Here is a 23,989-nt window from a genome sequence, read left to right as displayed (position 1 = left end):
TGCAGATACTGAGAGGGAGTTAAAACATTGCAGATTAACAAGATAAAACAAATAGTTGCCATTTTAAATTTAACAAAATAGCAACAAAAAACCAACATAAAAAAGCCCCGCACAATGCGAGGCTTCTTAATAAATGGCGCGCTCAGGAGGATTCGAACCTCCGACCGCCTGGTTCGTAGCCAGGTACTCTATCCAGCTGAGCTATGAGCGCGCAAAGTTTTGATATTAATCAGCGATAATCGCTAACAATATCAGGATCAATGACCCTTTGAATAAGTGGCGCGTCCTGGAGGATTCGAACCTCCGACCGCCTGGTTCGTAGCCAGGTACTCTATCCAGCTGAGCTAAGGACGCGCAGAGTTAATGACAGTATCACTAACTTTTAATAAGTGGCGCGCTCAGGAGGATTCGAACCTCCGACCGCCTGGTTCGTAGCCAGGTACTCTATCCAGCTGAGCTATGAGCGCGCAAAGTTTTGATATTAATTAGCGATAATCACTAACAGTATCAGGAGCAATGACCCTATGAATAAGTGGCGCGTCCTGGAGGATTCGAACCTCCGACCGCCTGGTTCGTAGCCAGGTACTCTATCCAGCTGAGCTAAGGACGCGCAGAGTTAATGACAGTATCACTAACTTTAAATAAGTGGCGCGCTCAGAAGGATTCGAACCTCCGACCGCCTGGTTCGTAGCCAGGTACTCTATCCAGCTGAGCTATGAGCGCGCAAGATGTGAATTACATCACAAAAATTTTATTTCTGAACAAAAAAATTGACTCATGGTCAATAAATGGCGGTGAGGGAGGGATTCGAACCCTCGATACGGCTATAAACCGTATACTCCCTTAGCAGGGGAGCGCCTTCGGCCTCTCGGCCACCTCACCGCATTTTCACATTCAATCTTACGAAAGAATATGGCGCGTCCTGGAGGATTCGAACCTCCGACCGCCTGGTTCGTAGCCAGGTACTCTATCCAGCTGAGCTAAGGACGCACATTGTTCTTTATTTGGATGCTAAACCAAATAAGCAAGAATGGCGGTGAGGGAGGGATTCGAACCCTCGATACGGCTATAAACCGTATACTCCCTTAGCAGGGGAGCGCCTTCGGCCTCTCGGCCACCTCACCGTCTTGCGGAGGCACATATTACTTTTTACCAAAAATATGTCAAACACTTTCTTGGTAAAAGCGACAAAAATCAAATCAACCGTTGGCTATTTAATCAAAGCGCTGTGAAATTAAACTTTTCTGTCATATCAGTGACTTCAAAGCATAAAAAAGGCCAGAAAAATTCGCTGGCCTTCCTTGAGATAATTAGTAGTTGCTAGGTGCAACACTACCATTACCTTTTTCAGCTTGAATGCGCATGTAGATTTCTTCACGGTGGACAGAAACCTCTTTCGGTGCATTCACACCGATACGCACTTGATTACCTTTTACACCAAGAACTGTTACTGTCACTTCATCACCGATCATTAGTGTTTCGCCAACGCGGCGAGTCAAAATTAGCATTCTTTGCTCCTTGAGTAATCTCTGTATTATATTGCAACTGCGCTATTATCCACTAAAAGTTATATTTTCGTAAACTATCTATTAGTGCGCTCTCACCCTAAAGAGACATGTTTTAGGTGAAAAGCTAATAGCTCATCTGACGTTATATAGGCCTCATGTAAAATATTGGCTGCCTTATCAACATGTTGTGGCTGCATAACTAGCATTAACGATTGTTTATCAACCGAAAGGGAACTCACTTCGATCCCTTGTTCTGCAAGTAATTCACATGAGCGTTCAACTAATTCCTGAGCTAGTAAACCTACCGTGGTCAATAAACTAACGGGTTCACTATTACGGATTTTGTCATTGAAAACCAGAGCTAATTTAGCACAAGCGTCTCGTTTTATAATGACACCTGTCCATTCTGCCTCTTCGATCACACTCCACACTTCCACACCGAGCATTTGGCACTGCTTGGCTAAACTCGGGAAATGATCATGTTGCACAGTAATCAGCGCCATATCGCGTTGAATCGCAATGCCACATACTGCTTTATGACACTGCTCACCTTTGATTAGACTGCCTGCGTTTACATCAAAAGTAGACAGTACGCGTAAAGGAACTTCATTTTCCCACGCATATTGCACACAAGGTAAATGCAGAACTTTAGCGCCTTTACGTGCCATTTCTTCCATTGACGGGAAATCAACGATCTCTAATTTTTGAGCCGTTGCAACCACACGTGGATCACATGTGTAAACGCCATCCACATCAGTGAATATTTGACACTCATCGGCTTTAAGAGCTCCCGCTAGCGTCACAGCGCTAGTATCAGAACCTCCACGTCCTAAAGTGGTGATATCCCCATTCTCATTCACACCCTGAAAACCCGCTACCACCACAATATGATCTTGTGCCAGCAACTCGGTAATCGTTCGAGTATCAATCATTTTAATCGTCGCGTCATTGTGTTGATTATCGGTCACAATATTCGCTTGAGCTCCGGTTAGTGAGCGAGCTGAATAGCCTAATTTATTGAGTGTCATCGCTAATAGCGCCATAGACACTTGCTCACCAGCAGAGAGCAAAACATCAAGTTCCCTTGCAGTTGGTACACTATCGATTTGTTGTGCTAAGCCCAACAGTCGATTGGTTTCTCCTGACATTGCAGAAACAACTACAACCACTTGATTACCATCATTCTTCGCCTTAATGATGTGTTCAGCGACGGTATGGATTCGTTCTATTGAACCCACAGAGGTTCCGCCAAACTTTTGCACGATAAGGGGCTTTTTCACCTATCTTCACCTTCCCAAGACCAAAGTCTCATTAGGACCAAATCGAAAGCAGAGCACTATGTTGAGTATCGATTCAGTAGTTACAAAAACAAAACCAAGCAGATAACTGGCTCGTATCCTATTGCGCCAATTAGACCACTTGGTTTGGTAAATAAAATTACGCCCAATCAAAAAACAGTGATTGAGCGTGACTTATTACAGCGGTTTATAGATGCTCAGCAATCCAAGCATCTACTGAAGCTAAAGCGCTAGGCAAGGCATTAACATCCGTACCTCCCGCTTGAGCCATATCCGGACGGCCGCCACCTTTACCACCCACTTGCAAGGCAACCATATTGACCAGCTCCCCAGCTTTAACTTTAGCGGTAAGATCTTTGGTCACACCCGCAATCAAACCCACTTTATCATCAGCCACATTACCCAGCATGATAATGCCACTGCCTAACTGATTTTTTAGCTCATCAACCATACCACGCAGCGCTTTGTTATCGGCGCCATTAAGTTGAGCAACTAGCACTTTCACACCCGCAATCTCTTTTACATTGCTGATCAGATTGGCACTTTCTTTCGCTGCAAGTTTATCTTTTAACTGCTGCAACTCTTTTTCCAAAGATTTCGCTTTGGCCGCCATTTCAGCCACTTTGACTTCATATTGAGCCTGCTGTTGATCCAATAGATCCAGCGCGCCTTCACCCGTCACCGCTTCAATACGACGAATGCCAGCAGCAATACCGCCTTCAGAAACTATTTTGAATAGGCCGATATCACCGGTGTTACTTGCGTGAATACCACCACACAGTTCGGTTGAGAAATCACCCATCGACAATACACGAACTTCATCGTCGTATTTTTCACCAAACAGTGCCATAGCACCTTTGGCTTTTGCCGCTTCGATGTCCATAATATTAGTTTCAATCGTGTGGTTACGGCGAATTTGCGCGTTCACTAGACGTTCCACTTCTTTTAGCTCTACGGGCGTCATTGCTTCTAAATGAGAGAAGTCAAAACGCAAGCTTTCCGCTTTTACCAATGAGCCTTTTTGCGCCACGTGCGAACCTAATACTTGTCGAAGTGCAGCATGCAATAAATGTGTGGCGGAGTGGTTGAGTGAAATTGCAGCGCGGCGCTTAGCATCAACAATGGCTTTCGCTTCATCGCCTTTGGCGAGTACGCCCTCGATGAGTTCACCGTGATGAGCAATGGCGTTGCCGAGTTTTTGTGTATCTTCAACTTTAAACAAGCCCGTGGCCGTTTGAATAACACCCGCATCACCACATTGACCACCGGATTCAGCGTAGAAAGGTGTTTCGCCCAAGATCAAAATCGCTTTATCACCCGCAGATAGAGTGTCAACTTCATTGCCGTCAACAAACATAGCGGCAATGCGGCTCTCGCCTTGTGTCGCGCTGTAGCCACAGAAAGCGGTATTGGTATCAACTTTAATGATTGCATTGTAGTCAGTGCCAAATTGGCCCGCTTCACGCGCTCGTTGACGCTGCTCTTCCATCGCTTTTTCGAAACCTTGTTCGTCAATGGTCAGCTCACGTTCACGTGCAACATCATTCGTTAAATCAGCCGGAAAACCGTAGGTATCGTAAAGTTTAAAGACAGTTTCACCATCCAGTACGCTACCCTCTAAATTATCGAGTGCATCATTGAGGATCGCCATACCGCGTTCAAGAGTGCGACCGAAGTTCTCTTCTTCAATGCGCAGCACTTTTTCTACAAGCGCTTGCTGCTTTTTCAGTTCTTCACCAGCCGTTCCCATCACTTGTGCTAATGGGCCAACCAGTTTGTGGAAGAAGGCACCTTGCGCGCCCAATTTATTACCATGACGCACCGCTCGACGAATAATCCGACGCAGTACATAGCCACGACCTTCATTCGATGGCATTACACCATCCACAATCAAGAAAGCACAAGAACGGATGTGATCAGCAACAACGCGTAGCGATTGATTGGAAAGATCGTCATAACCCGTCACCTCAGCGGCGGCTTTAATCAAGGCTTGAAACACATCAATTTCATAGTTTGAGTGAACACCCTGCATGATCGCAGAAATACGTTCAATACCCATACCAGTATCAACGGAAGGTTTTGGAAGTGGCTCCATCGTGCCATCGGCATGACGGTTAAACTGCATGAAGACGTTGTTCCAAATTTCAATGAAACGATCGCCATCTTCCTCTGCCGAACCTGGAGGACCACCCCAGATATGATCGCCATGATCATAGAAAATTTCAGTACAAGGACCACACGGACCCGTGTCACCCATTTGCCAGAAGTTGTCTGACTCATAAGCTTTACCACCCGGTTTATCGCCAATGCGAATAATGCGCTCAGCCGGAATGCCTACTTTTTTATTCCAGATATCAAATGCTTCATCATCGGTTTCATACACGGTAACCAGTAGACGATCAGCGGGCAACTTGAGTGTTACAGTAAGAAACTCCCACGCGTATGCAATAGCGTCTTCTTTGAAATAATCACCAAAGCTGAAGTTACCCAACATTTCAAAAAAGGTATGGTGACGAGCGGTAAAACCAACGTTTTCCAGATCGTTATGCTTACCACCAGCTCGCACACAACGTTGCGCCGTTGTTGCACGTGTATAAGCACGCTTTTCTAAACCAAGAAAACAATCTTTAAATTGGTTCATTCCTGCATTTGTGAACAACAGGGTTGGGTCATTAGCGGGGACTAATGATGAACTATCAACAATTTGGTGTCCTTTACTTTCAAAGAACGAGAGGAACGCGCGGCGAACCTCATCAGTGCTCATAAACATGCAGCTCTTCCTGAAATACTCAAGTTAGAATTTTGCGTTATTGTAAAGCATGGACAAGAGTTCGACTAGTTTTCTTATAGAAAAGGCATGGCAGGAAATAAATTGCGGATCAGACGAAGAGTTAAGCTTCCGATGATGATAAAGCGTAGCTAATTTGCTCGAAGCTAAAGCCTCGATACTGCAAAAAACGCACTTGTTTGGCATGTTCTTTTGAACCTTTTTCCGCAGGTTCTCTGAATTTTTTTTCAGCCACTGCTTTTGCCAATTCAAACCAATCTTGAGGCTCTTGATATAAAGCGGTTTCAATATCATCGCTACTGACTCTTTTTTGGCTCAGCTCTTGTCGAATGCGCCGCTCACCATGACCTTTAGTGACATGTTGTCTTATTTGACTTGCGGCATAGCGCAGTTCATCCAAATAATGGTTATCAAGGCAGTAACTAATTGTTTTAACGATAATTTCCGCATCATACCCTTTACTCATGAGCTTTTGCTGTAGCTCATGCTCGCTGTGATCTCGCCGGCTCAGTAATTGCAATGCACACTCTTTGCACGATAACGTCGATTTGAATTTAGAGGAATACATACTGTCCCTATTGGTCATGGATAAAACAAAGCCCTGCATTGCAGGGCTTTGTTGAAATATAAACGTGGAGAATATTACAACTCTTCTTCTTGAGGCATTTCGCTCAAAATAGGTTCTTCAACAATTAACTCGGCTGGATTGAGCAGCATTTCACGTAACTTAGTATCAAGAGCCATAGCTGCAGCCGGATTCTCTCTCAAGAATTTACAGGCGTTTGCTTTACCTTGACCAATTTTATCACCGTTATAGCTATACCAAGCACCCGCTTTCTCAACCAATTTATGTTTCACGCCAAGATCAACCAATTCACCTTCACGGTTAAAACCTTGTCCGTAAAGAATTTGAGTATCCGCTTGTTTAAAGGGAGCCGCGATTTTGTTCTTAACCACTTTAATACGCGTTTCGTTACCCACGACTTCGTCACCCTCTTTAATAGAGCCTGTACGACGAATATCTAAACGAACTGAAGCGTAGAATTTAAGGGCATTACCACCTGTTGTGGTTTCAGGGTTACCAAACATCACACCAATTTTCATACGGATCTGGTTAATGAAGATGCACATGCAGTTGGACTGTTTTAGGTTACCCGTTAACTTACGCATCGCTTGAGAAAGCATACGTGCTTGCAAGCCCATGTGGCTATCGCCCATTTCACCTTCAATTTCAGCTTTTGGTGTCAGTGCAGCCACTGAGTCAATGACGATAACATCAATGGCACCAGAACGAGCCAAGGCATCACAAATTTCAAGCGCTTGTTCACCCGTATCAGGTTGTGAAACCAACAGCTCATCGATGTTTACACCCAGTTTTTTAGCATAAATTGGGTCAAGGGCATGTTCTGCATCGATAAAAGCACAGGTTTTACCCACTCGTTGTGCTGCTGCGATCAATTCCAGCGTTAACGTTGTTTTTCCTGATGATTCAGGGCCGTAGACTTCCACGATACGTCCCATTGGTAAACCGCCAGCACCCAATGCAATATCCAAAGAAAGTGAACCGGTAGAAATGGTTTCAACATCCATTGTACGGTTGTCACCAAGGCGCATGATCGAACCTTTACCAAATTGCTTTTCAATTTGACCCAGTGCTGCGGCTAACGCCTTCTGCTTATTTTCGTCCATTACTTTCTCCAAACTGTCGCTGTGGGTAGCGGCTCGTTAAATTTTTTATCGACTCTTTAGTCGCCAATTGGGGTTAATTATACTGTTGATTCATACAGTGTCTATAGCTGTGTCGAAAAAATTTCGACTAGGTTCAATTTGGCTGCGATAAAAAGTGACTCACCACTTGTAATGCATGAGTAATCGCCTGCTTGCGCACCTGCGCGCGATCGCCTTTAAAACAAAGCGTCTCAGCACGTTCCCAGCCTTGTTTAGAAGCCCATGCAAAGCATACGCTTCCCACTGGTTTTTCTGCGCTACCGCCGTCAGGACCAGCAATACCACTGATCGCTACACCAATAGTGGCTTGGGAATGCAAAAGTGCTCCTTGTACCATTTCGCGCACCACGGGTTCTGAAACCGCGCCAAAATCCACCAGTGTCTGTGCTTTGACACCGAGCATCTCTTGTTTAGCAAGATTACTGTAGGTCACAAACGATCGTTCAAACCAAGCCGAACTTCCTGCAACCTCGGTAAGTGCAAATGCCACACCACCGCCAGTGCATGATTCAGCACTGGTGAGGATCTCTTTTTGTGCTAACAATTGCTGACCTAATTGTTCACTTAATGCAAAAATCGCTTTCATTACGCTCTCTCCAAAGCCACGTTATCTTGCTTGAACCTTTATAGCAGATTGAATCTCCAGAAAACAGAATGGGCACGCAAGCGTACCCATTCTGAATCGTTCGTCCGTTGTATTTAGATCTCAAACATTAAACTATCTGCGTCTAAGAATGGCCAACGAATGGTGTGCGGAGTGCTGCTCTCTCCACCAAAAAAGTAGCCCACTTGTGGTGTAGCAAAGGTTTTGTCGCCTCGTGTGAGTGGTTGTTCACTCAATGCTCTATGGGTTAATTTTGCTTCCCATAATTGCTCACTCTCCCAGCCTACTGGCGCAAGTTCCACTCGCACTTCAGCGCCAACAGGGTTAACGGAGACCACTTCAAAAGGCAATGAAGCTTGGCTATTTTGTTTATTCGATAGGCTCAACTCATGGCTGCGCACATACAACTTTCCTGATTGATTAATCGCGTGATCTTTCGGCGGTAAGATAAACGATTGGCCGTTGACCCACTGCTCGTTATTCCAGTTGGCTTGGAATACATTCACATTGCCAAAAAAGTCAAAGACGAAGCGACTGTTCGGTTGAGCATAAAGCTGTACTGGCGAGTCGATCTGTTCGATGCGGCCATTGCTCATCACGACCACGCGATCAGAGAGTTCAAGTGCTTCATCTTGATCGTGGGTGACAAATACGCTCGTAAAACCGAGCTCTTCATGCAAGCTGCGCAACCAGCGGCGCAATTCTTTACGCACTTTGGCATCCAGTGCGCCAAAAGGCTCATCCAGCAGTAGCACTTCCGGCTTTGTTGCAAGAGCGCGAGCCAAGGCGATGCGCTGCTTTTGCCCACCGGAAAGTTGTTCAGGATAGCGCTCAGCTAAATGGCCAAGTTGTACAATATCCAACAGCTGTTTGACTCTTTTGGTTATTTCCGCCGCCGCTGGTCTATGACGGCGATCCATCACTTGCAAACCAAACGCGACATTGTCGGCCACCGTCATATGACGAAAAAGTGCGTAGTTTTGAAACACAAAGCCAACTCGGCGCTCGCGGACGTGGACATGAGTCACATCGCGATCTCTAAAATGAATGGTTCCGCTATCAGCACCTTCAAGGCCGGCAATAATACGCAACAAAGTGGTTTTGCCTGAGCCTGAAGGACCAAGTAAGCCAATCATCTCGCCATCATCAATCTGTAACGAGAGCGGAGAGAGCGCTTGAAATTGACCAAATTGTTTGGAAATGTTGTCTAAACGTATACTCATACCGTCTCTTGCTCTCTGTTCGTTTTTGTCTGATTGTTGTGTTGACGCCATTCAACATAAGCTTTAAAAACTAAGGTTAATAATGCAATGAAAGCCAATAGTGAGGCGCTAGCAAACGCCGCTTCCGATTGATAATCTTCATACAGTAGCTGCACATGTAGCGGTAAGGTATTGGTTTCACCACGAATATTGCCAGACACAACCGCTACTGCGCCAAATTCACCAATGGCACGCGCATTGGTTAGGATGACACCGTAAATCAGTGCCCATTTAATATTCGGTAAGGTGACGCGACGAAACAGTTGCCACCAAGATGCACCCAAAATAACCGCCGCTTCTTCATCTGATCGGCCTTGCTGCTGCATCAGCGGGATCAGCTCACGCGCAACAAACGGGCAAGTCACAAAAACCGTGACCAATAAAATTCCCGGCCAAGCAAACATCACTTGCAGATCGCGCTCAAACAACCACTCGCCCAACCAACCGCTGCTGCCGTAAAGCAGTAAATACAGAAGGCCTGCAACAACCGGTGATACGGCAAACGGAATATCAATTAAAGTGGTTAATATTTTTCTACCCGGAAATTCAAAACGAGTCACTGCCCAAGCTAATAACACGCCGAACACTAAGTTAATTGGCACCGTGAGTAGCGCAACTAGCAGTGTTAAACCAATGGCATGACGCGTATCGGGTTCAATTAAATGACTAATATAAGTCGATAAACCACTAGCAAAGGCTTGTTTGAAAATGCTCACTAGCGGGATAATCAGCAACAATGCAACCCAAAACAGCGCAAAGCCAATCAAACTCCACTTCACCCAAGGTGCTTCACCGACTCGTAACGGTTGATGTGCTTTCATTATCGGTTCCTTAACGTCCATGAATTCGACGCAGGTATGCGCCCTGCCATAGATTGATCAGTAGTAGCAGCGATAACGATGCCATCAATACTACCGAGGCAATGGCACTCGCCGCCGGAAAATCAAATTCTTGTAAGCGTACAAAAATCATTAATGAGGTAATTTCACTGACGTAAGGCATATTGCCCGCAATGAAAATCACTGCACCAAACTCGCCCAAGCTACGCGTAAATGAGAGTGCAATACCAACCAATAGTGCTGGACGAATCGAAGGCATGATCACTTTCCAAAATACGGCGCTGTCTGATGCGCCTAACGTCATTCCCGCTTCTTCCTCTTCTTTGGATATCTCTTCCAAGACGGGTTGTACCGTGCGTACCACAAACGGAATACTGGTAAACGCCATCGCGACAACAATCCCCAAGGGGGTATAAGCCACTTTAATTCCAAGCTCGCCAAGTACGCTGCCCACCCAGCCATTGGATGAGTAAAGCGTCGCCAACGTGATGCCTGCAACGGCGGTAGGCAAAGCAAACGGTAAATCGACTAAAGCATCAAGAATACGTTTGCCATAAAAATCATAACGAACCAGCACCCAAGCGAGTAATAATCCTAGCAAGCCATTAAACAATGAGGCGATGAGTGCTGCGCCCACCGTTACTTTGTAACTGGCCAGTACACGAGGGTCCGCCACCACCTGCCAATACTCGGTGAGCGACATTTGGCTCGTCTGCATAATCAAGCCACTAGCGGGCAATAGCAGCACTAAGCTGACAAAAAACAGCGAAGTACCGAGGCTAATACCAAATCCGGGTAGCACCCTTTTATGGCGTGGGCGAGATAAAGAAGCGGTGAAGGAATGGCTCATAAACCCTCGAAACAAAACGGATGCGTAAGAAAACCACCCACACTCAGCGCAGGTGGCGATGACGAATTAACGACGTTGAAGTTGGTCAAGCTTCGCGCCATTGGCAAAATGAAGTTTCATGGCATTTTCCCACCCGCCAGCAATGCTCTCAACTGTTAGCAATTCAACTTCAGGGAAGCGATCAGCAAATTCTGCGTTCACTTTTTCATCATGAACGCGGTAATTAAACCCAGCCAGCAAACGTTGCGCTTCTTCACTGTACAGATAAGCAAGATATTCGTTAGCTACCTCAAGCGTGCCTTTACGCTTGGCATTTTTTTCCACCACGGCCACAGGAAACTCGGCCAAGATAGAAGTCTTAGGCACCACTACTTGATATTCATCCACGCCATACTGCTGACGAATATTGTTCACTTCAGATTCAAACGTAATCAGCACATCGCCAATGCCACGTTCAACAAACGAAGTAGTCGCACCACGGCCGCCAGTATCAAATACCGCTACATTAGCTAAAAATTGTTTGAGGAATTGATCCTGCTCGGCTTGGTTCTCTTTGCCAAAAGTCTTTTGTGCATAACCGACCGCGGCCAAATAGGTATAACGCGCATTACCTGAGGTTTTAGGATTGGGGAATACAGAAGCCACATCAGCTTTGGCGAGATCGCCCCAATCTTGAATATTTTTGGGATTTCCCTTGCGCACTAAAAATGCGGTCGTGGAGTAGTAAGGTGAGCTTGCATTGGGCAATTTTTCTTGCCAATTAGCATCGATAAGCTTGCCACGATCGTGTAGCACCTGAACATCCGTTACCTGATTGAATGTCACTACATCGGCGGCTAACCCCTGCAAAATTGAGCGAGCTTGCGCAGATGACCCACCGTGCGACTGTTTGATCTCCACTGTTTGGCCTGTCTTTTGTTGCCAGTGTTTTTCAAACACTGGGTTATAAGAAGCAAACAGCTCGCGAGCGATGTCGTACGATGAGTTGAGAATGGTTTGATCCGCGGCCGAAACATTCAACGATCCTACGGCTAATAAGCTGGCTAAGGCTGACTTGATGAACTTCATATATTGCTACTCCCTAATCACTACGGCCAAAATGGCGTCCTTGGCAATTAGAGTATGAGGAAAATGAATTATAACAAAGAGGATAACTAGAACTTTTTGGAATAAACTCTAGCAATAAATTGTATGCCAATTACCAGCACGACTTTATAGTAGTGTTCGGTAAGGTGGATACGTCATCTTACTCTTCCGACTAAAAAAATTAAGGACAACATGATGGCGGACTTTCCAACGATTGAAGCATATGTCGGGCAAACGCCTTTAGTTCGCTTGCAGCGACTGGCGGCTCACACCTCAAGCACCGTATTGGTCAAGCTAGAAGGCAATAACCCAGCAGGTTCAGTCAAAGATCGCCCAGCACTCAATATGATAGTGCAAGCAGAGCGTCGCCAAGAGATCCAACCGGGCGATACCATCATTGAAGCGACCAGCGGCAACACGGGTATTGCGCTGGCAATGGCGGCCGCCATCAAAGGCTACAAAATGATTTTAATCATGCCGGATAATGCCACCCAAGAGCGTAAAGACGCGATGAAAGCGTATGGTTGTGAGCTCATTTTAGTCAGCAAAGAGCAAGGCATGGAAGGAGCGCGCGATTTAGCATTAAAAATGCAAAGTGAAGGCAAAGGAAAAGTGCTCGATCAATTCAATAACCCCGACAACCCGCAAGCTCATTTTGATTCTACTGGCCCAGAAATTTGGCAACAAAGCCACGGGGAAATCACCCACTTTGTCTCAAGTATGGGCACAACGGGCACCATCATGGGCACTTCTCGCTATCTAAAAACGCAAAATCCAGAGATAAGCATTGTCGGTTTACAACCAGCAGAAGGCAGTGCAATTCCGGGCATTCGCCGCTGGCCTCAAGCTTATTTGCCCGGCATTTTTGAATCATCACGTGTTGATGTGGTACTCGATATCAAAGAGCAAGATGCCATCAATACGGCTCGTGCTTTAGCGACCGAAGAAGGCATTTGCGCTGGCGTCAGCTCCGGAGGCGCGGTTTTCGCTGCATTACAAATCGCGCAACAAAATCCCGGTGCGGTGGTTGTCGCCATCATTTGCGATCGAGGCGATCGTTATCTCTCATCCGGTCTTTTTTCTTAGATCAAATCTCCAACCCAATGGGCTAATCAGTGCTGAACGCGCTCATCACTTTTTAGCCCTTGGCTTTGCTTCCACATCAGCATCCCTTGATTGCTCAGCAATAGCGAAGTTTGTTATCCTCTCCAACTATTTAAATGCATGTTCTGACGATTCTTTCTAACTCATGTCAGAGCTAAGACCACAACCATTTCTGTACGGTGGTCATTTTCACAGTCAGCCATTGATAATCGAGTGACGAATAACATGAGCAAATCCAGCGCATCTTCCGCCGAGTCTTCACCACAGCACACCCCGATGATGCGGCAATATCTGCAATTGAAAGCGGAAAACCCCGATATTCTGCTCTTTTATCGGATGGGCGATTTCTACGAGCTGTTTTACGATGATGCAAAACGCGCATCGCAATTGCTGGAAATATCACTCACCAAACGCGGTGCTTCTGCGGGTGAGCCTATTCCAATGGCGGGCGTTCCCTATCACGCAGTGGAAGGTTACTTAGCAAAATTGGTACAACAGGGCGAATCCGTCGCGATTTGTGAACAAATTGGCGATCCTGCCACCAGCAAAGGCCCCGTTGAGCGTAAAGTGGTGCGGATTGTCACGCCCGGTACGGTCACGGATGAAGCCTTGCTCTCTGAGCGAGTCGATAACTTAATTGCTGCCATCTACCACCACGATGGTCGCTTTGGCTACGCAACCTTAGACATCACTTCAGGGCGCTTCCAACTGAGTGAGCCAGAAACCGAAGAGGCGATGGCCGCCGAACTGCAACGCACCGCACCGCGCGAACTGCTCTTCCCTGAAGATTTCACGCCAGTCACTTTAATGGGCAATCGCAAAGGAAACCGTCGCCGCCCTATTTGGGAATTTGAGTTAGAGACAGCAAAACAGCAGTTGAACCAACAATTTGGTACGCGTGATTTGGTCGGTTTTGGCGTAGAACAGGCTAAACTGGGCTTATGCGCCGCTGGCTGCTTGATTCAATACGTGAAAGATACGCAGCGCACTGCACTGCCTCATATTCGTTCACTGACGTTTGATCGCCAAGATCACTCGGTGATCTTAGATGCCGCCACGCGCCGTAATTTAGAGATCACGCAGAACTTGTCCGGTGGCTTTGATAACACCTTAGCGGAAGTGCTCGATCATTGCGCCACCCCAATGGGCAGCCGCATGCTTAAACGCTGGTTACACCAACCGATGCGCTGTATTGATACGCTGAATCAACGCCTTGATGCGATCGGCGAGTTGAAACAGCTTGCTCTGTTTAGTGAATTACAACCAGTGCTGAAACAGATTGGCGATATTGAACGTATTCTTGCTCGTTTGGCATTGCGTTCCGCTCGCCCAAGAGACTTAGCACGCCTGCGACATGCGATGCAGCAATTGCCGCAGCTCAGTGAAATACTGCAACCCTTGTCGCAACCCCACTTAGTTCAGTTAACTCATCATGTACAGCCATTGGATGAGCTGTGCACACTGCTTGAGCGAGCGATCAAAGACAACCCACCAGTTGTGATTCGTGATGGTGGCGTGATTGCCGATGGCTACAGCGCCGAACTGGATGAATGGCGTGATTTAGCCAACGGCGCAACCGAATACTTGAATCAATTAGAAGCTGAAGAGCGCGAACGTCACGGCATTGATACGCTAAAAGTCGGCTACAATGCGATTCACGGTTTCTACATTCAAGTCAGCCGTGGCCAGAGTCACCTTGTTCCTCCCCACTATGTGCGCCGCCAAACGCTGAAAAATGCCGAGCGTTATATTATTGCCGAGCTAAAAGCGCATGAAGATAAAGTGCTCAACTCGAAATCAAAAGCACTGGCAGTGGAAAAGCAGCTTTGGGAAGAGTTATTTGACTTATTGTTGCCTCATTTAGAGCAGATGCAAAACCTTGCATCTTCGCTATCGCAGCTCGATGTGTTGCAAAACCTTGCCGAGCGCGCTGAAAGCTTAGATTACTGTCGCCCGACCTTGAGTAAAGAGCCAGCGATCCATATCCAAGCGGGCCGTCACCCTGTCGTTGAGCAAGTGATGAATGACCCCTTCATTGCCAACCCAATTGAGCTCAATCCGCAACGAAAAATGTTGATCATTACTGGGCCTAACATGGGCGGTAAATCGACCTACATGCGCCAAACCGCATTGATTACTTTATTAGCGCATATCGGTTGCTATGTGCCAGCGGAAGCGGCACGCATCGGTTCGATTGACCGCATCTTCACCCGTATTGGTGCATCGGACGATCTCGCCTCTGGGCGCTCTACTTTCATGGTTGAAATGACCGAAACTGCCAACATTTTGCATAATGCGACACAAAATAGCTTGGTATTGATGGATGAAATTGGCCGCGGCACCAGTACCTATGATGGGTTATCACTGGCTTGGGCAAGTGCACAATGGCTCGCAAGCCAAATTGGCGCGCTAACGCTATTTGCCACTCATTATTTTGAACTGACCGAGCTGCCAAACCAGCTACCTCACTTAGCCAACGTGCATTTAGATGCCGTGGAACATGGCGATAGCATTGCCTTTATGCATGCGGTTCAAGAAGGGGCGGCAAGTAAATCTTACGGCCTAGCAGTGGCAGGTCTTGCTGGCGTGCCTAAAACAGTGATCAAAAACGCGCGCGCTAAACTGTCGCAGCTCGAGTTATTGAGTCAACAGCAGCCCAATGGCAGCAAAAGCTCAACCGTAGATATTGCTAATCAACTCAGTTTGATCCCAGACCCAAGCGAAGTCGAACAGGCATTAGCAGCTATTGATCCTGACGATCTAACGCCTCGCCAAGCGTTAGAAGCACTTTATCGCTTGAAGAAGCTAATGTAACAATCTGATATTACAAATAAAAAAGGCATCGATTTAAAATCGGTGCCTTTTGTGCTTTTATGCAATAGTTTTATAAATCAACGGTTTTATGAATCAATGGTTTTATGAATCAAGGTCTTGTTGAACCAACCTTTAGTCGTATTCAACATTAAACAGCGCTTCCATGTTCAAGCCTTGTTTAACCAAGATCTCTCTCAAACGACGTAGGCCTTCCACTTGAATTTGACGAACTCGTTCACGGGTTAAGTTAATTTCGCGGCCTACCTCTTCTAAGGTGGACGGTTCATAACCTAATAGCCCAAAACGGCGTGCAAGTACCTCTTTTTGTTTTGGGTTCAGTTCATCTAACCAATTCAGTAGTGATTCACGGATATCATCATCTTGCGTAGAAATTTCAGGATCAGAGTTGTTCGCATCTGGGATGATATCGAGTAGTGCTTTGTCACCATCGCCGCCAATCGGTGTATCAACAGAACTGATACGCTCGTTCAGACGCAGCATTTTACTGACATCTTCTACTGGCTTATCCAGTTGGAACGCAATTTCTTCTGCGGTAGGTTCATGATCTAACTTCTGCGATAGCTCGCGAGCCGTGCGAAGGTAGATATTCAACTCTTTAACGACGTGAATTGGCAAACGGATAGTGCGTGTTTGGTTCATTAATGCACGTTCAATGGTTTGACGGATCCACCAAGTAGCATAGGTTGAGAATCTAAAGCCACGTTCTGGATCAAATTTTTCTACCGCGCGGATCAAGCCTAAATTACCCTCTTCAATTAGATCGAGTAAAGCTAAGCCACGATTACCATAACGGCGAGAAATTTTAACGACCAAACGTAAGTTACTTTCGATCATGCGTTTACGAGCAGCTTCATCGCCTCTCAGTGAACGACGAGCATAAAGTACTTCTTCTTGGGCTGTTAATAATGGAGAAAAACCAATCTCGCTAAGATACATCTGTGTTGCATCTAAGCTTTTTGTTGACGCATCAAATCCTTCTTTGGCATCTTCGATTTGAACATCGTCATCGCTTTGGCTTTTAGTGGTGGTGAGTTCTTCATCAACCTCAATCGAATCCATGATCTCTTGGTCTTCAAACTCTTCGACTTTCGTTACTGCATTGCTGATACTCATAGCGCCTCCCCCTGGCGAGCTAGCAAGACATTACTACTTTCTAATGTCGCTACATGACTCTTTCAAGTATGTTTACGGTAAGTAGCGTTTTGGATTCACCGACTTACCTTGATAACGAATTTCAAAGTGTAAACGAACACTGCTGGTTCCTGAGCTACCCATGGTTGCTATTTTTTGGCCAGCTTTAACACTTTGTCCTTCTTTTACCAGTAACCGATCGTTATGAGCATAAGCACTGAGGTAGTTATCGTTATGTTTAACAATCACAAGATTGCCGTAACCTCTTAATGCATTTCCCGAATAGACAACGGTTCCTGCAGCTGTTGATAAAATGGATTGACCACGCTGTCCTGCGATATCGATCCCTTTATTTCCTTGATCGCCTGCTGAAAAGTTTTTAATTATTCTCCCTTGTGTCGGCCATAACCATTTTGAAACTTTATCATCTTTTGGTTTAGCAAAGGTTACATTAGCATTAACATTTTGCTTACCTTTTGAATCAACATACTCTTTTGATTTCGATTGTTCAACTACCTTAGGAGGATCTTTTTTTGCGACTTTGGTCGAAGAACTTGCGGCATTAGATCCACTATTTTGATTAGAGTTTTTACTCACTCCGTCTACAACCATTGGGGGGGAAACTAAGCCAGCCATTGTGCTCGAAGGGGTTGCAGCCACAATGACTTCTGTTACACCATTACCACCATAAGCAGGAGGCGTGTAATTGGGGATCCATAATTTGAGTTTTTGACCGGGATGAATGGTGTAAGGTTTTTTTAAATTATTGAAACGGATCAAGTCGTTTACATTTTTATCTGTGACATAAGATATAAAATAGAGCGTATCGCCTTTTTGCACTTCGTAAAAACTGCCGCGATAACTACCACGAGGAATGGCATTATAGTCTTTATTGAGCCCAGAAACGGGTGCAGGAGTATGAGCAGCACATCCGATAAGGACGCTACTCATTAGCACCATTATTACTCTGTTTCTTAGGTTACTCATCATCACTAAGCTAAATCACCGGCAACTAAAGGAACAAAACGCACCATCTCAATGGTGTTAGAAATAAAATCATCGCCTTGGCGAACTATTTTCAATAACTGTTGCTCACTACTGCCGACAGGGATCACTAAACGGCCACCTTCCGCAAGCTGATCAAGCAGCGCATTTGGGACAAATTCGGCCGCTGCCGTAACAATGATCGCATCAAAAGGAGCTTTAGCATCCCAGCCCAACCAGCCATCACCATGCTTAGTGGAGACGTTATAAATATCAAGTTGCTTTAAACGACGCTTCGCGTCCCACTGTAATGACTTGATCCGTTCAATCGAATACACGTGCTCAACCAACTGGGCAAGCACAGCGGTTTGATAACCCGATCCTGTGCCAATTTCTAAGACCTTACTCTGCGGCTCAAGTTCTAAAAGCTGCGTCATTTTTGCCACAATGTAAGGTTGTGAAATCGTTTGTCCTTGGCCTATCGGCAAGGCATTGTTGTCATAGGCTTGATGCATCATCGCCTGAGAAACAAAGCTTTCTCTTGGCAAACAATGAATGGCATCCAAAACGGTTTGATCTTGGATACCATTCGCGATCAGAAATTCAATTAATCTGTCGGCATGTGGATTGGCCATTACCCTTTTTCCTTCAACCAGTTATCCATACTTGGCAGTGACTCATGAGCCGTGAGATCAACCTGCAACGGCGTCAAGGAGACATAGCCATGCTCAATCGCATAGAAATCAGTACCTTGCCCTGCATCTTGCTCTTTACCCGGAGGACCTAACCAATAAATATCATGCCCACGAGGATCTTTCTGCTTAATCATACTTTCTGCGTGATGGCGAGCACCTAAACGCGTCACTTGAATACCCGCTAACTCCTCAAATGGACGATCTGGTACGTTCACATTCAATAATCGATTGGTTGGGATCGGGGCATTGAGATGCTGTTCGACCAACTGGCGCGCTATCTGCGCTGCCGTAGTAAAATTAGCCGTCCCGACCAGTGAAAACGCGATCGCTTGCACCCCAAGAAAGTGCCCTTCCATCGCCGCCGCAACCGTGCCCGAATAGAGCACGTCATCGCCCAAATTCGCACCATGATTGATGCCTGTCAGCACCAAATCAGGCAGATCATCTTTGAGCAGTTCATTGAGTGCAAAATGCACACAATCGGTTGGTGTGCCTTGCACTGAATAGGTATTGGGTGCAATGAGATCCACACGAAGCGGCTGCTCTAATGTCAGCGAATTGGAGGCTCCTGACCGATTACGATCCGGCGCGACAATCACGATCTCAGCGAGATCCGCCAGCGCGCGTGCTAGGGTATTTAAACCTTGCGCGTATACACCATCATCATTGCTTAATAAAATCTTCATCGAGTTTTTTCCTTAGAACTCGCGTTCAACCGCTATCTCTTCAACCAATTCGCGAATGACTGAGGTAGCAAAACTTCCTGCATCTAAATCAAAACGTAACGTCACATTGTCTTGTTCAACTGTCCAAGAAAGATTCTGAGGCTTAAGCATCACCGCCCGGCGCTCATGACGCATACGATTGCTGCGGATCAGTGCCATCAAGTCAGGTTCAGCATCAAGGTGAACTTGTTCTAAATCTAAAGCCTCACCTTGCGTCGGTAATCCGTTATCGCCCGCCAAAGCAGCACTTATTTGCACTTCATTCAATGCCAGTTTGTTATTGAGATCGGTAAGATTCGCCAAGGTAACTAAGGTCGTTTTCTCTCCCTCAAGTGCGATATCTCCTTCGATAAATTGGTGTAACTTATCTTGCTCGATACGGGCAGAGACAATTTGGTTGAAAATCCACGAACGGGCCGCCGAAAGATACAAACTGCGCTGATTTTGGTTACGTGAACGCACGTTCTCTTTTCCCCAGCGACGCGCTTCACTGAGGTTATTGCCGTGATTGCCAAAACGTTGGCTACCAAAATAATTAGGCACACCGTGCGTGGCAATGTGCTCTAATCGCGTCACTACTTCGGCGGTGTCGGTGACTTCAGAAAGCGTGATTTCAAAATGATTGCCGACTAAATCTCCGGGGCGCAACTTTTTATTGTGACGCGTAGTTTCCAGAATTTCGATGCTCGGATATTGAGCCAAAAACTCGGTGAAATCTGGCGTCTCACCTTTTGGTAAATGTACACTGAGCCACTGCTGCGTAACCGCATGACGATCTTTCAGACCAGCCCAACTCACATCTTTTGATTTCACACCACATGCTTTAGCCAATTCATTGACCACAAAACTGGTATTTTCACCAGTTTTACGAATATGAACCATTAAGTGTTCACCACTTCCTGCCAGTTCGAATCCTAAGTCTTCAATCACTTTAAAGTGCTCTGGCTTGGCTTTTATTTTGGCTTTAGCGGCTGGTTTACCACAAAGGTAAGCCAATGAAGATAATATATCTGACATGTTTTCATCCGTCGCTGACGCGAGTTGGCGGTAATAATAAAAACAGCGACGCATGAGCCGCTATTGCGCGTTACTGAGCGTGCCATTCGTTGGCGGTAGTCCATCAATAACGTGTTTTCACATAGAAGGAGAGGCAAGTGAATTGCCATTACCTCTTCAATTTGGGTCGTTTTATTAAGGCGATATTATGCTTTGATCAACCGTGCATTTAATCTGTAGTACATTTGATCAATAAGACAACCGCTTCGCAAGCAATACCTTCTTTGCGCCCAGTGAAACCAAGGCGCTCGGTTGTGGTTGCTTTGACGTTAATATTATCTAGCGTCGTTTCAAGATCTTGCGCAATGGCAGCGCACATCGCTTCAATATACGGCGCCATCTTCGGCGCTTGCGCGATAATGGTGACGTCGGCATTTCCTAAACGGTAGCCTTGCGCTTTCACACGGCGATAGACATCTTTCAATAATTCACGGCTATCTGCCCCTTTCCATTTATCATCAGTATCGGGGAAATGGCGGCCAATATCACCTGCGGCAATCGCGCCAAGCAGCGCATCACTTAAAGCATGCAAGGCGACATCACCATCGGAATGAGCAATTAAGCCTTGTTCATAAGGAACGGCAATTCCCCCAATGATGACTGGGCCTTCACCGCCAAATTTATGAACATCAAAACCGTGGCCAATTCTAATCATGGTTATTTCCTATTGCGGCTAGTGAGGAAGTACGACCTAAGTAAAACTCAGCTAAAGCGAGATCTTCGGGTTGCGTAATTTTTAGATTATCCGCCCGCCCAGCGACCAACGCTGGATGTAACCCTTGCCACTCCATTGCGGATGCTTCATCGGTGATGATGACTTGCTGATCTAACGCGTCCGACAAAGCCTCAAAAAGCGGCTTGGCTCTAAACATCTGGGGGGTGAGTGCATGCCATAATGCGACGCGATCAACGGTATGATCAATGTTGTTTTCGCCATCAGCACGCTTCATTGTGTCTCGAACAGGTGCAGCTAAAATCGCACCTACTGGATGCTCTTTAGCCGTCGTAATCAATCGGTCAATATCTGCAAAAGTAAGACAAGGCCGCGCTGCATCATGCACGAGAACCCATTCACCTAGGGAATTAGCTAAAACATATTGCAGCGCCGAGAGCACCGAGTCGGCTCGCTCTTGACCACCGCTGACACGAATAACATTGGGGTTAGTGGCTAATGGCAGAGCAAAATAGTAAGGATCATCGTCACTGACGGCGACAACAACGCGATCAATATTAGGGTGCGCGAGCAGCGTCGCTATTGTGTGTTCAAGAACGGTTTTGTTGTGTATGGTTAAATACTGTTTCGGACGATCCGCTTGCATTCGGCTGCCAACACCAGCAGCCGGTACAATCGCGGTAAGAGAAAGCGTACTGTGCGGCATTTATTGACTATCCTCACCGACCAATCGATAGAAAGTTTCACCTTCTTTTATCATTCCTAATTCATGACGTGCTCGCTCTTCAATCGCGTCCAATCCTTGTCGTAAATCATCAATTTCGACGAACATTTCCGAATTTCGTAGCGTTAGGTTTTCGTTTACTTGTTGCTGCACGTCAATTTCATCGACAATGGTTCGATAATCAGCAATGCCATTTTTACCGAGCCACAAATCGTACTGTAATAAACCGAATAATAACGCCAATGTCACCGCAAAAAGTCGCATCACATCTATAACCATTCAAAACGTTCACTATGAAAGAGAACGTAAACGATAAACAAAGCGTGCTGTTTAAAAAAAGTGACGCTCTAACACAGCACGAAAATGATGGCTATTTATACCACAAGCCTTTATTTAACTCATCATTAGGAACGCAAATAAGCCGCCACCCAGAATTAAACGGTAAATGACAAACGGAGTCATACCCATTTTAGAAATCAGTTTTAAGAAGAAATGGATACAAATATAAGCACTGATAAAGGAGGTCAGGATACCCGTTGTTAAGAAACCAAAATGCACAGGTTCGCCACTGGTCACCAGCTTTAACCCTAAATAGCCACCCGCCAAAACAATGATAGGAATCGACATCAAGAAAGAAAAACGCGCGGCCGCTTCACGAGTAAAACCAAGATACAACGCCGCAGTGATGGTCGCTCCTGAGCGAGAGGTACCGGGGATCACCGCAACTGCTTGTGCCAAACCAATCATCAGCGATTTTTTCCAATCGGCTTGGTATTCATCATCCGCTAATGGAGCGTTTTTATCGACATACCACAGTAATAGACCAAAAATAATAGTGGTGGTTGCTATCACCCAAGCACTGCGTAGGTAGAGTTCAACAATATCTTTCATAAAAAAGCCGAAAATACAGGCAGGAATGGTTGCTAGTACGATCATCCATGCCAGTTTCGATTCTTTACTGCGCTCGCCTTTAAAAATCGAGGCAAAAAAAGCGCGCAGTAAAGTCACGACTTCTTTCCTAAAATAGATAACCACGGCAGCTAATGTGCCGACATGCACCGCCACATCAAAGGCAAGACCTTGATCTTCCCAGCCTAAAATGGCTGAAGGCAAAATTAAATGGGCGGAGCTGGAGATAGGTAAAAATTCGGTTAAGCCTTGAATCAAAGCCAAAAAAAACGCTTCTAAATAACTCATTACTGACTCTTATTAATTAATGTCAAACCAAAGTTTGACAGGGGTGAGCGATTCTAAGTTGATCGCCTGTTGCCATATTTGACGCACACTACGACCATCATTGGGAACGATCCGTTCCGGTGACAAATCGTAAAGTGGTTGTATGACAAATGGATATTTAAAGATATCACTGCGTGGCAGTTCAGGATCTTGCGCTGAAATTTCTTCACCAAACAAGATGATATCGAGATCTAAGGTGCGATCTTGAAATTTTTTCGCCTGCGGGTCGCGCCCCCATCGAGATTCAATCGCTCGAAGTTGCGCCACGAAATCACTCAACGAAAGCCTTGTTTCCAGCGCAACGACTAAATTATAAAAAGCCGCACTATTGAAACCAACCGATGCACATTCGTAAATGGTCGAGATCTGTAGATGATTTCCGATGGTCGACAATTCCTCGATGGCCACTTCGATATGTTTGCGTCTTTCAATATTAGAACCGACGCCAACATAGACCGTCGTCATGCATGGCCTCGTTCAATGATAACGCCAACACTGGATGCCTGTGCTACCGCGCCGGGCTTTGCTAAGCGAATTTTAACCCAAGGAACGGAAAAACGCTGCATCAGAAGCTCTGCTACTTCTTCTGCAACACGCTCTACCAATAAAAAGCGACCATTTTCAATATGTGCGATCACCGCTTGACTCACTTGTGCGTAGTCTAATGCATCGCTCACATCATCACTTTTACCTGCGGGTTGATTGTCGTGCGCCATTTCGATGTCGAGCACCAACTTCTGCTTAATCTCTTGTTCCCAATCATACACGCCAATGGTCGTAATTACCGTCAGCTGTTCAATAAAGACTTTGTCCATTTTTGCGTCTCTTCCTCTAGAGGTCGGATACCCTAATTACGTAAAAAA

Annotated in this window: 23 protein-coding genes and 8 tRNA genes; 2 read left to right on the top strand and 29 right to left on the bottom strand. The window is 45.9% G+C overall.

The window, feature by feature from the left end; genetic code table 11:
- Positions 1-134: 134 nt before the first annotated feature.
- The 18 genes from AACV32_RS10570 to cysP all read right to left on the bottom strand — a co-directional run bounded on the left by AACV32_RS10570 (position 135) and on the right by cysP (position 11,945).
- Positions 135-211, bottom strand: a tRNA-Arg gene (locus AACV32_RS10570).
- Positions 212-277: 66 nt separating this feature from the next.
- Positions 278-354, bottom strand: a tRNA-Arg gene (locus AACV32_RS10565).
- 36 nt (positions 355-390) lie between these two features.
- Positions 391-467: transfer RNA gene (locus tag AACV32_RS10560), tRNA-Arg, on the bottom strand.
- 66 nt (positions 468-533) lie between these two features.
- A tRNA-Arg gene (locus AACV32_RS10555) sits at positions 534-610 on the bottom strand.
- A 36-nt stretch (positions 611-646) separates the two neighbouring features.
- A tRNA-Arg gene (locus AACV32_RS10550) sits at positions 647-723 on the bottom strand.
- Positions 724-789: 66 nt separating this feature from the next.
- A tRNA-Ser gene (locus tag AACV32_RS10545) sits at positions 790-882 on the bottom strand.
- A gap of 31 nt (positions 883-913) precedes the next feature.
- Positions 914-990 (bottom strand) — tRNA-Arg (locus tag AACV32_RS10540).
- Between the two features lie 41 nt (positions 991-1,031).
- Positions 1,032-1,124 (bottom strand) — tRNA-Ser (locus AACV32_RS10535).
- Positions 1,125-1,310: 186 nt separating this feature from the next.
- The gene (csrA, locus tag AACV32_RS10530; protein WP_010320440.1) at positions 1,311-1,508 is read right to left on the bottom strand and encodes a carbon storage regulator CsrA; all 198 of its coding nucleotides are present in this window, start codon (positions 1,506-1,508) and stop codon (positions 1,311-1,313) included.
- Positions 1,509-1,600: 92 nt separating this feature from the next.
- Positions 1,601-2,788 carry an aspartate kinase gene (locus tag AACV32_RS10525; RefSeq protein WP_013857703.1) on the bottom strand — a complete coding sequence of 396 codons (1,188 nt, stop codon included), beginning with the start codon at positions 2,786-2,788 and terminating at the stop codon, positions 1,601-1,603.
- Between the two features lie 205 nt (positions 2,789-2,993).
- Positions 2,994-5,576: an alanine--tRNA ligase gene (gene alaS / locus AACV32_RS10520; RefSeq protein ID WP_013857704.1), complete on the bottom strand. Its 2,583-nt coding sequence runs from the start codon at positions 5,574-5,576 to the stop codon at positions 2,994-2,996.
- A 121-nt stretch (positions 5,577-5,697) separates the two neighbouring features.
- Positions 5,698-6,201 (bottom strand): recombination regulator RecX, encoded by a 504-nt coding sequence (gene recX, locus AACV32_RS10515; protein WP_170895001.1) that lies wholly within the window; start codon positions 6,199-6,201, stop codon positions 5,698-5,700.
- Between the two features lie 35 nt (positions 6,202-6,236).
- The gene (gene recA / locus AACV32_RS10510; protein WP_010320444.1) at positions 6,237-7,283 is read right to left on the bottom strand and encodes a recombinase RecA; all 1,047 of its coding nucleotides are present in this window, start codon (positions 7,281-7,283) and stop codon (positions 6,237-6,239) included.
- Positions 7,284-7,416: 133 nt separating this feature from the next.
- On the bottom strand, positions 7,417-7,908 hold the full coding sequence (pncC, locus tag AACV32_RS10505) for a nicotinamide-nucleotide amidase (protein WP_088720873.1): 492 nt from the start codon (positions 7,906-7,908) through the stop codon (positions 7,417-7,419).
- Positions 7,909-8,021: 113 nt separating this feature from the next.
- Positions 8,022-9,149 carry a sulfate/molybdate ABC transporter ATP-binding protein gene (locus AACV32_RS10500; protein ID WP_017043744.1) on the bottom strand — a complete coding sequence of 376 codons (1,128 nt, stop codon included), beginning with the start codon at positions 9,147-9,149 and terminating at the stop codon, positions 8,022-8,024.
- The gene (cysW, locus tag AACV32_RS10495) at positions 9,146-10,009 is read right to left on the bottom strand and encodes a sulfate ABC transporter permease subunit CysW (protein ID WP_017046720.1); all 864 of its coding nucleotides are present in this window, start codon (positions 10,007-10,009) and stop codon (positions 9,146-9,148) included. The genes AACV32_RS10500 and cysW overlap by 4 nt, the downstream gene beginning before the upstream one ends.
- Before the next feature lie 10 nt (positions 10,010-10,019).
- On the bottom strand, positions 10,020-10,877 hold the full coding sequence (gene cysT / locus AACV32_RS10490; RefSeq protein WP_017046719.1) for a sulfate/thiosulfate ABC transporter permease CysT: 858 nt from the start codon (positions 10,875-10,877) through the stop codon (positions 10,020-10,022).
- Between the two features lie 66 nt (positions 10,878-10,943).
- Entirely contained in the window at positions 10,944-11,945 is a 1,002-nt protein-coding gene (gene cysP / locus AACV32_RS10485) for a thiosulfate ABC transporter substrate-binding protein CysP (RefSeq protein ID WP_010320449.1), read from the bottom strand.
- Between the two features lie 213 nt (positions 11,946-12,158).
- Here cysP and cysM point away from each other — a divergent pair, with 213 nt between their 5' ends.
- Positions 12,159-13,049 carry a cysteine synthase CysM gene (gene cysM / locus AACV32_RS10480; RefSeq protein WP_170895002.1) on the top strand — a complete coding sequence of 297 codons (891 nt, stop codon included), beginning with the start codon at positions 12,159-12,161 and terminating at the stop codon, positions 13,047-13,049.
- 243 nt (positions 13,050-13,292) lie between these two features.
- Positions 13,293-15,881, top strand: coding sequence for a DNA mismatch repair protein MutS (gene mutS, locus AACV32_RS10475; protein WP_170895003.1), 2,589 nt, complete (start codon positions 13,293-13,295; stop codon positions 15,879-15,881).
- 132 nt (positions 15,882-16,013) lie between these two features.
- On the opposite strand, the gene rpoS is transcribed toward mutS, so the two are convergent.
- The 11 genes from rpoS to folB form a co-directional block, all read right to left on the bottom strand.
- Entirely contained in the window at positions 16,014-17,015 is a 1,002-nt protein-coding gene (gene rpoS / locus AACV32_RS10470; protein WP_017047531.1) for an RNA polymerase sigma factor RpoS, read from the bottom strand.
- A 72-nt stretch (positions 17,016-17,087) separates the two neighbouring features.
- Complete coding sequence (nlpD, locus tag AACV32_RS10465) at positions 17,088-18,020, bottom strand: murein hydrolase activator NlpD (RefSeq protein ID WP_026028368.1); 933 nt, start codon at positions 18,018-18,020, stop codon at positions 17,088-17,090.
- A 5-nt stretch (positions 18,021-18,025) separates the two neighbouring features.
- A complete protein-coding gene (locus AACV32_RS10460) occupies positions 18,026-18,652 on the bottom strand; it encodes a protein-L-isoaspartate(D-aspartate) O-methyltransferase (RefSeq protein WP_013857716.1) in 627 nt (208 codons plus the stop codon).
- Entirely contained in the window at positions 18,652-19,398 is a 747-nt protein-coding gene (gene surE / locus AACV32_RS10455) for a 5'/3'-nucleotidase SurE (protein ID WP_010320454.1), read from the bottom strand. Before surE ends, AACV32_RS10460 begins: the two co-directional genes overlap by 1 nt.
- Positions 19,399-19,410: 12 nt before the next feature.
- Positions 19,411-20,508: a tRNA pseudouridine(13) synthase TruD gene (truD, locus tag AACV32_RS10450; RefSeq protein ID WP_170895004.1), complete on the bottom strand. Its 1,098-nt coding sequence runs from the start codon at positions 20,506-20,508 to the stop codon at positions 19,411-19,413.
- A gap of 154 nt (positions 20,509-20,662) precedes the next feature.
- Complete coding sequence (gene ispF, locus AACV32_RS10445) at positions 20,663-21,148, bottom strand: 2-C-methyl-D-erythritol 2,4-cyclodiphosphate synthase (protein WP_013857718.1); 486 nt, start codon at positions 21,146-21,148, stop codon at positions 20,663-20,665.
- The gene (gene ispD / locus AACV32_RS10440; protein ID WP_010320457.1) at positions 21,141-21,872 is read right to left on the bottom strand and encodes a 2-C-methyl-D-erythritol 4-phosphate cytidylyltransferase; all 732 of its coding nucleotides are present in this window, start codon (positions 21,870-21,872) and stop codon (positions 21,141-21,143) included. Before ispD ends, ispF begins: the two co-directional genes overlap by 8 nt.
- A complete protein-coding gene (gene ftsB, locus AACV32_RS10435; protein WP_026027578.1) occupies positions 21,873-22,154 on the bottom strand; it encodes a cell division protein FtsB in 282 nt (93 codons plus the stop codon).
- A gap of 129 nt (positions 22,155-22,283) precedes the next feature.
- On the bottom strand, positions 22,284-23,087 hold the full coding sequence (locus AACV32_RS10430; RefSeq protein WP_013857720.1) for an undecaprenyl-diphosphate phosphatase: 804 nt from the start codon (positions 23,085-23,087) through the stop codon (positions 22,284-22,286).
- 12 nt (positions 23,088-23,099) lie between these two features.
- Positions 23,100-23,591: a 2-amino-4-hydroxy-6-hydroxymethyldihydropteridine diphosphokinase gene (gene folK, locus AACV32_RS10425; RefSeq protein WP_094125538.1), complete on the bottom strand. Its 492-nt coding sequence runs from the start codon at positions 23,589-23,591 to the stop codon at positions 23,100-23,102.
- Positions 23,588-23,941 carry a bifunctional dihydroneopterin aldolase/7,8-dihydroneopterin epimerase gene (folB, locus tag AACV32_RS10420; protein WP_017047526.1) on the bottom strand — a complete coding sequence of 118 codons (354 nt, stop codon included), beginning with the start codon at positions 23,939-23,941 and terminating at the stop codon, positions 23,588-23,590. The genes folK and folB overlap by 4 nt, the downstream gene beginning before the upstream one ends.
- Between the last annotated feature and the right edge of the window lie 48 nt (positions 23,942-23,989).

It is taken from the genome of Vibrio sp. B7 (genome assembly GCF_963888765.1).
Taxonomy (GTDB): domain Bacteria; phylum Pseudomonadota; class Gammaproteobacteria; order Enterobacterales; family Vibrionaceae; genus Vibrio; species Vibrio anguillarum.
Note: the sequence above shows the minus strand (reverse complement) of the source record. Positions and strands in the feature narration are given on the sequence as shown.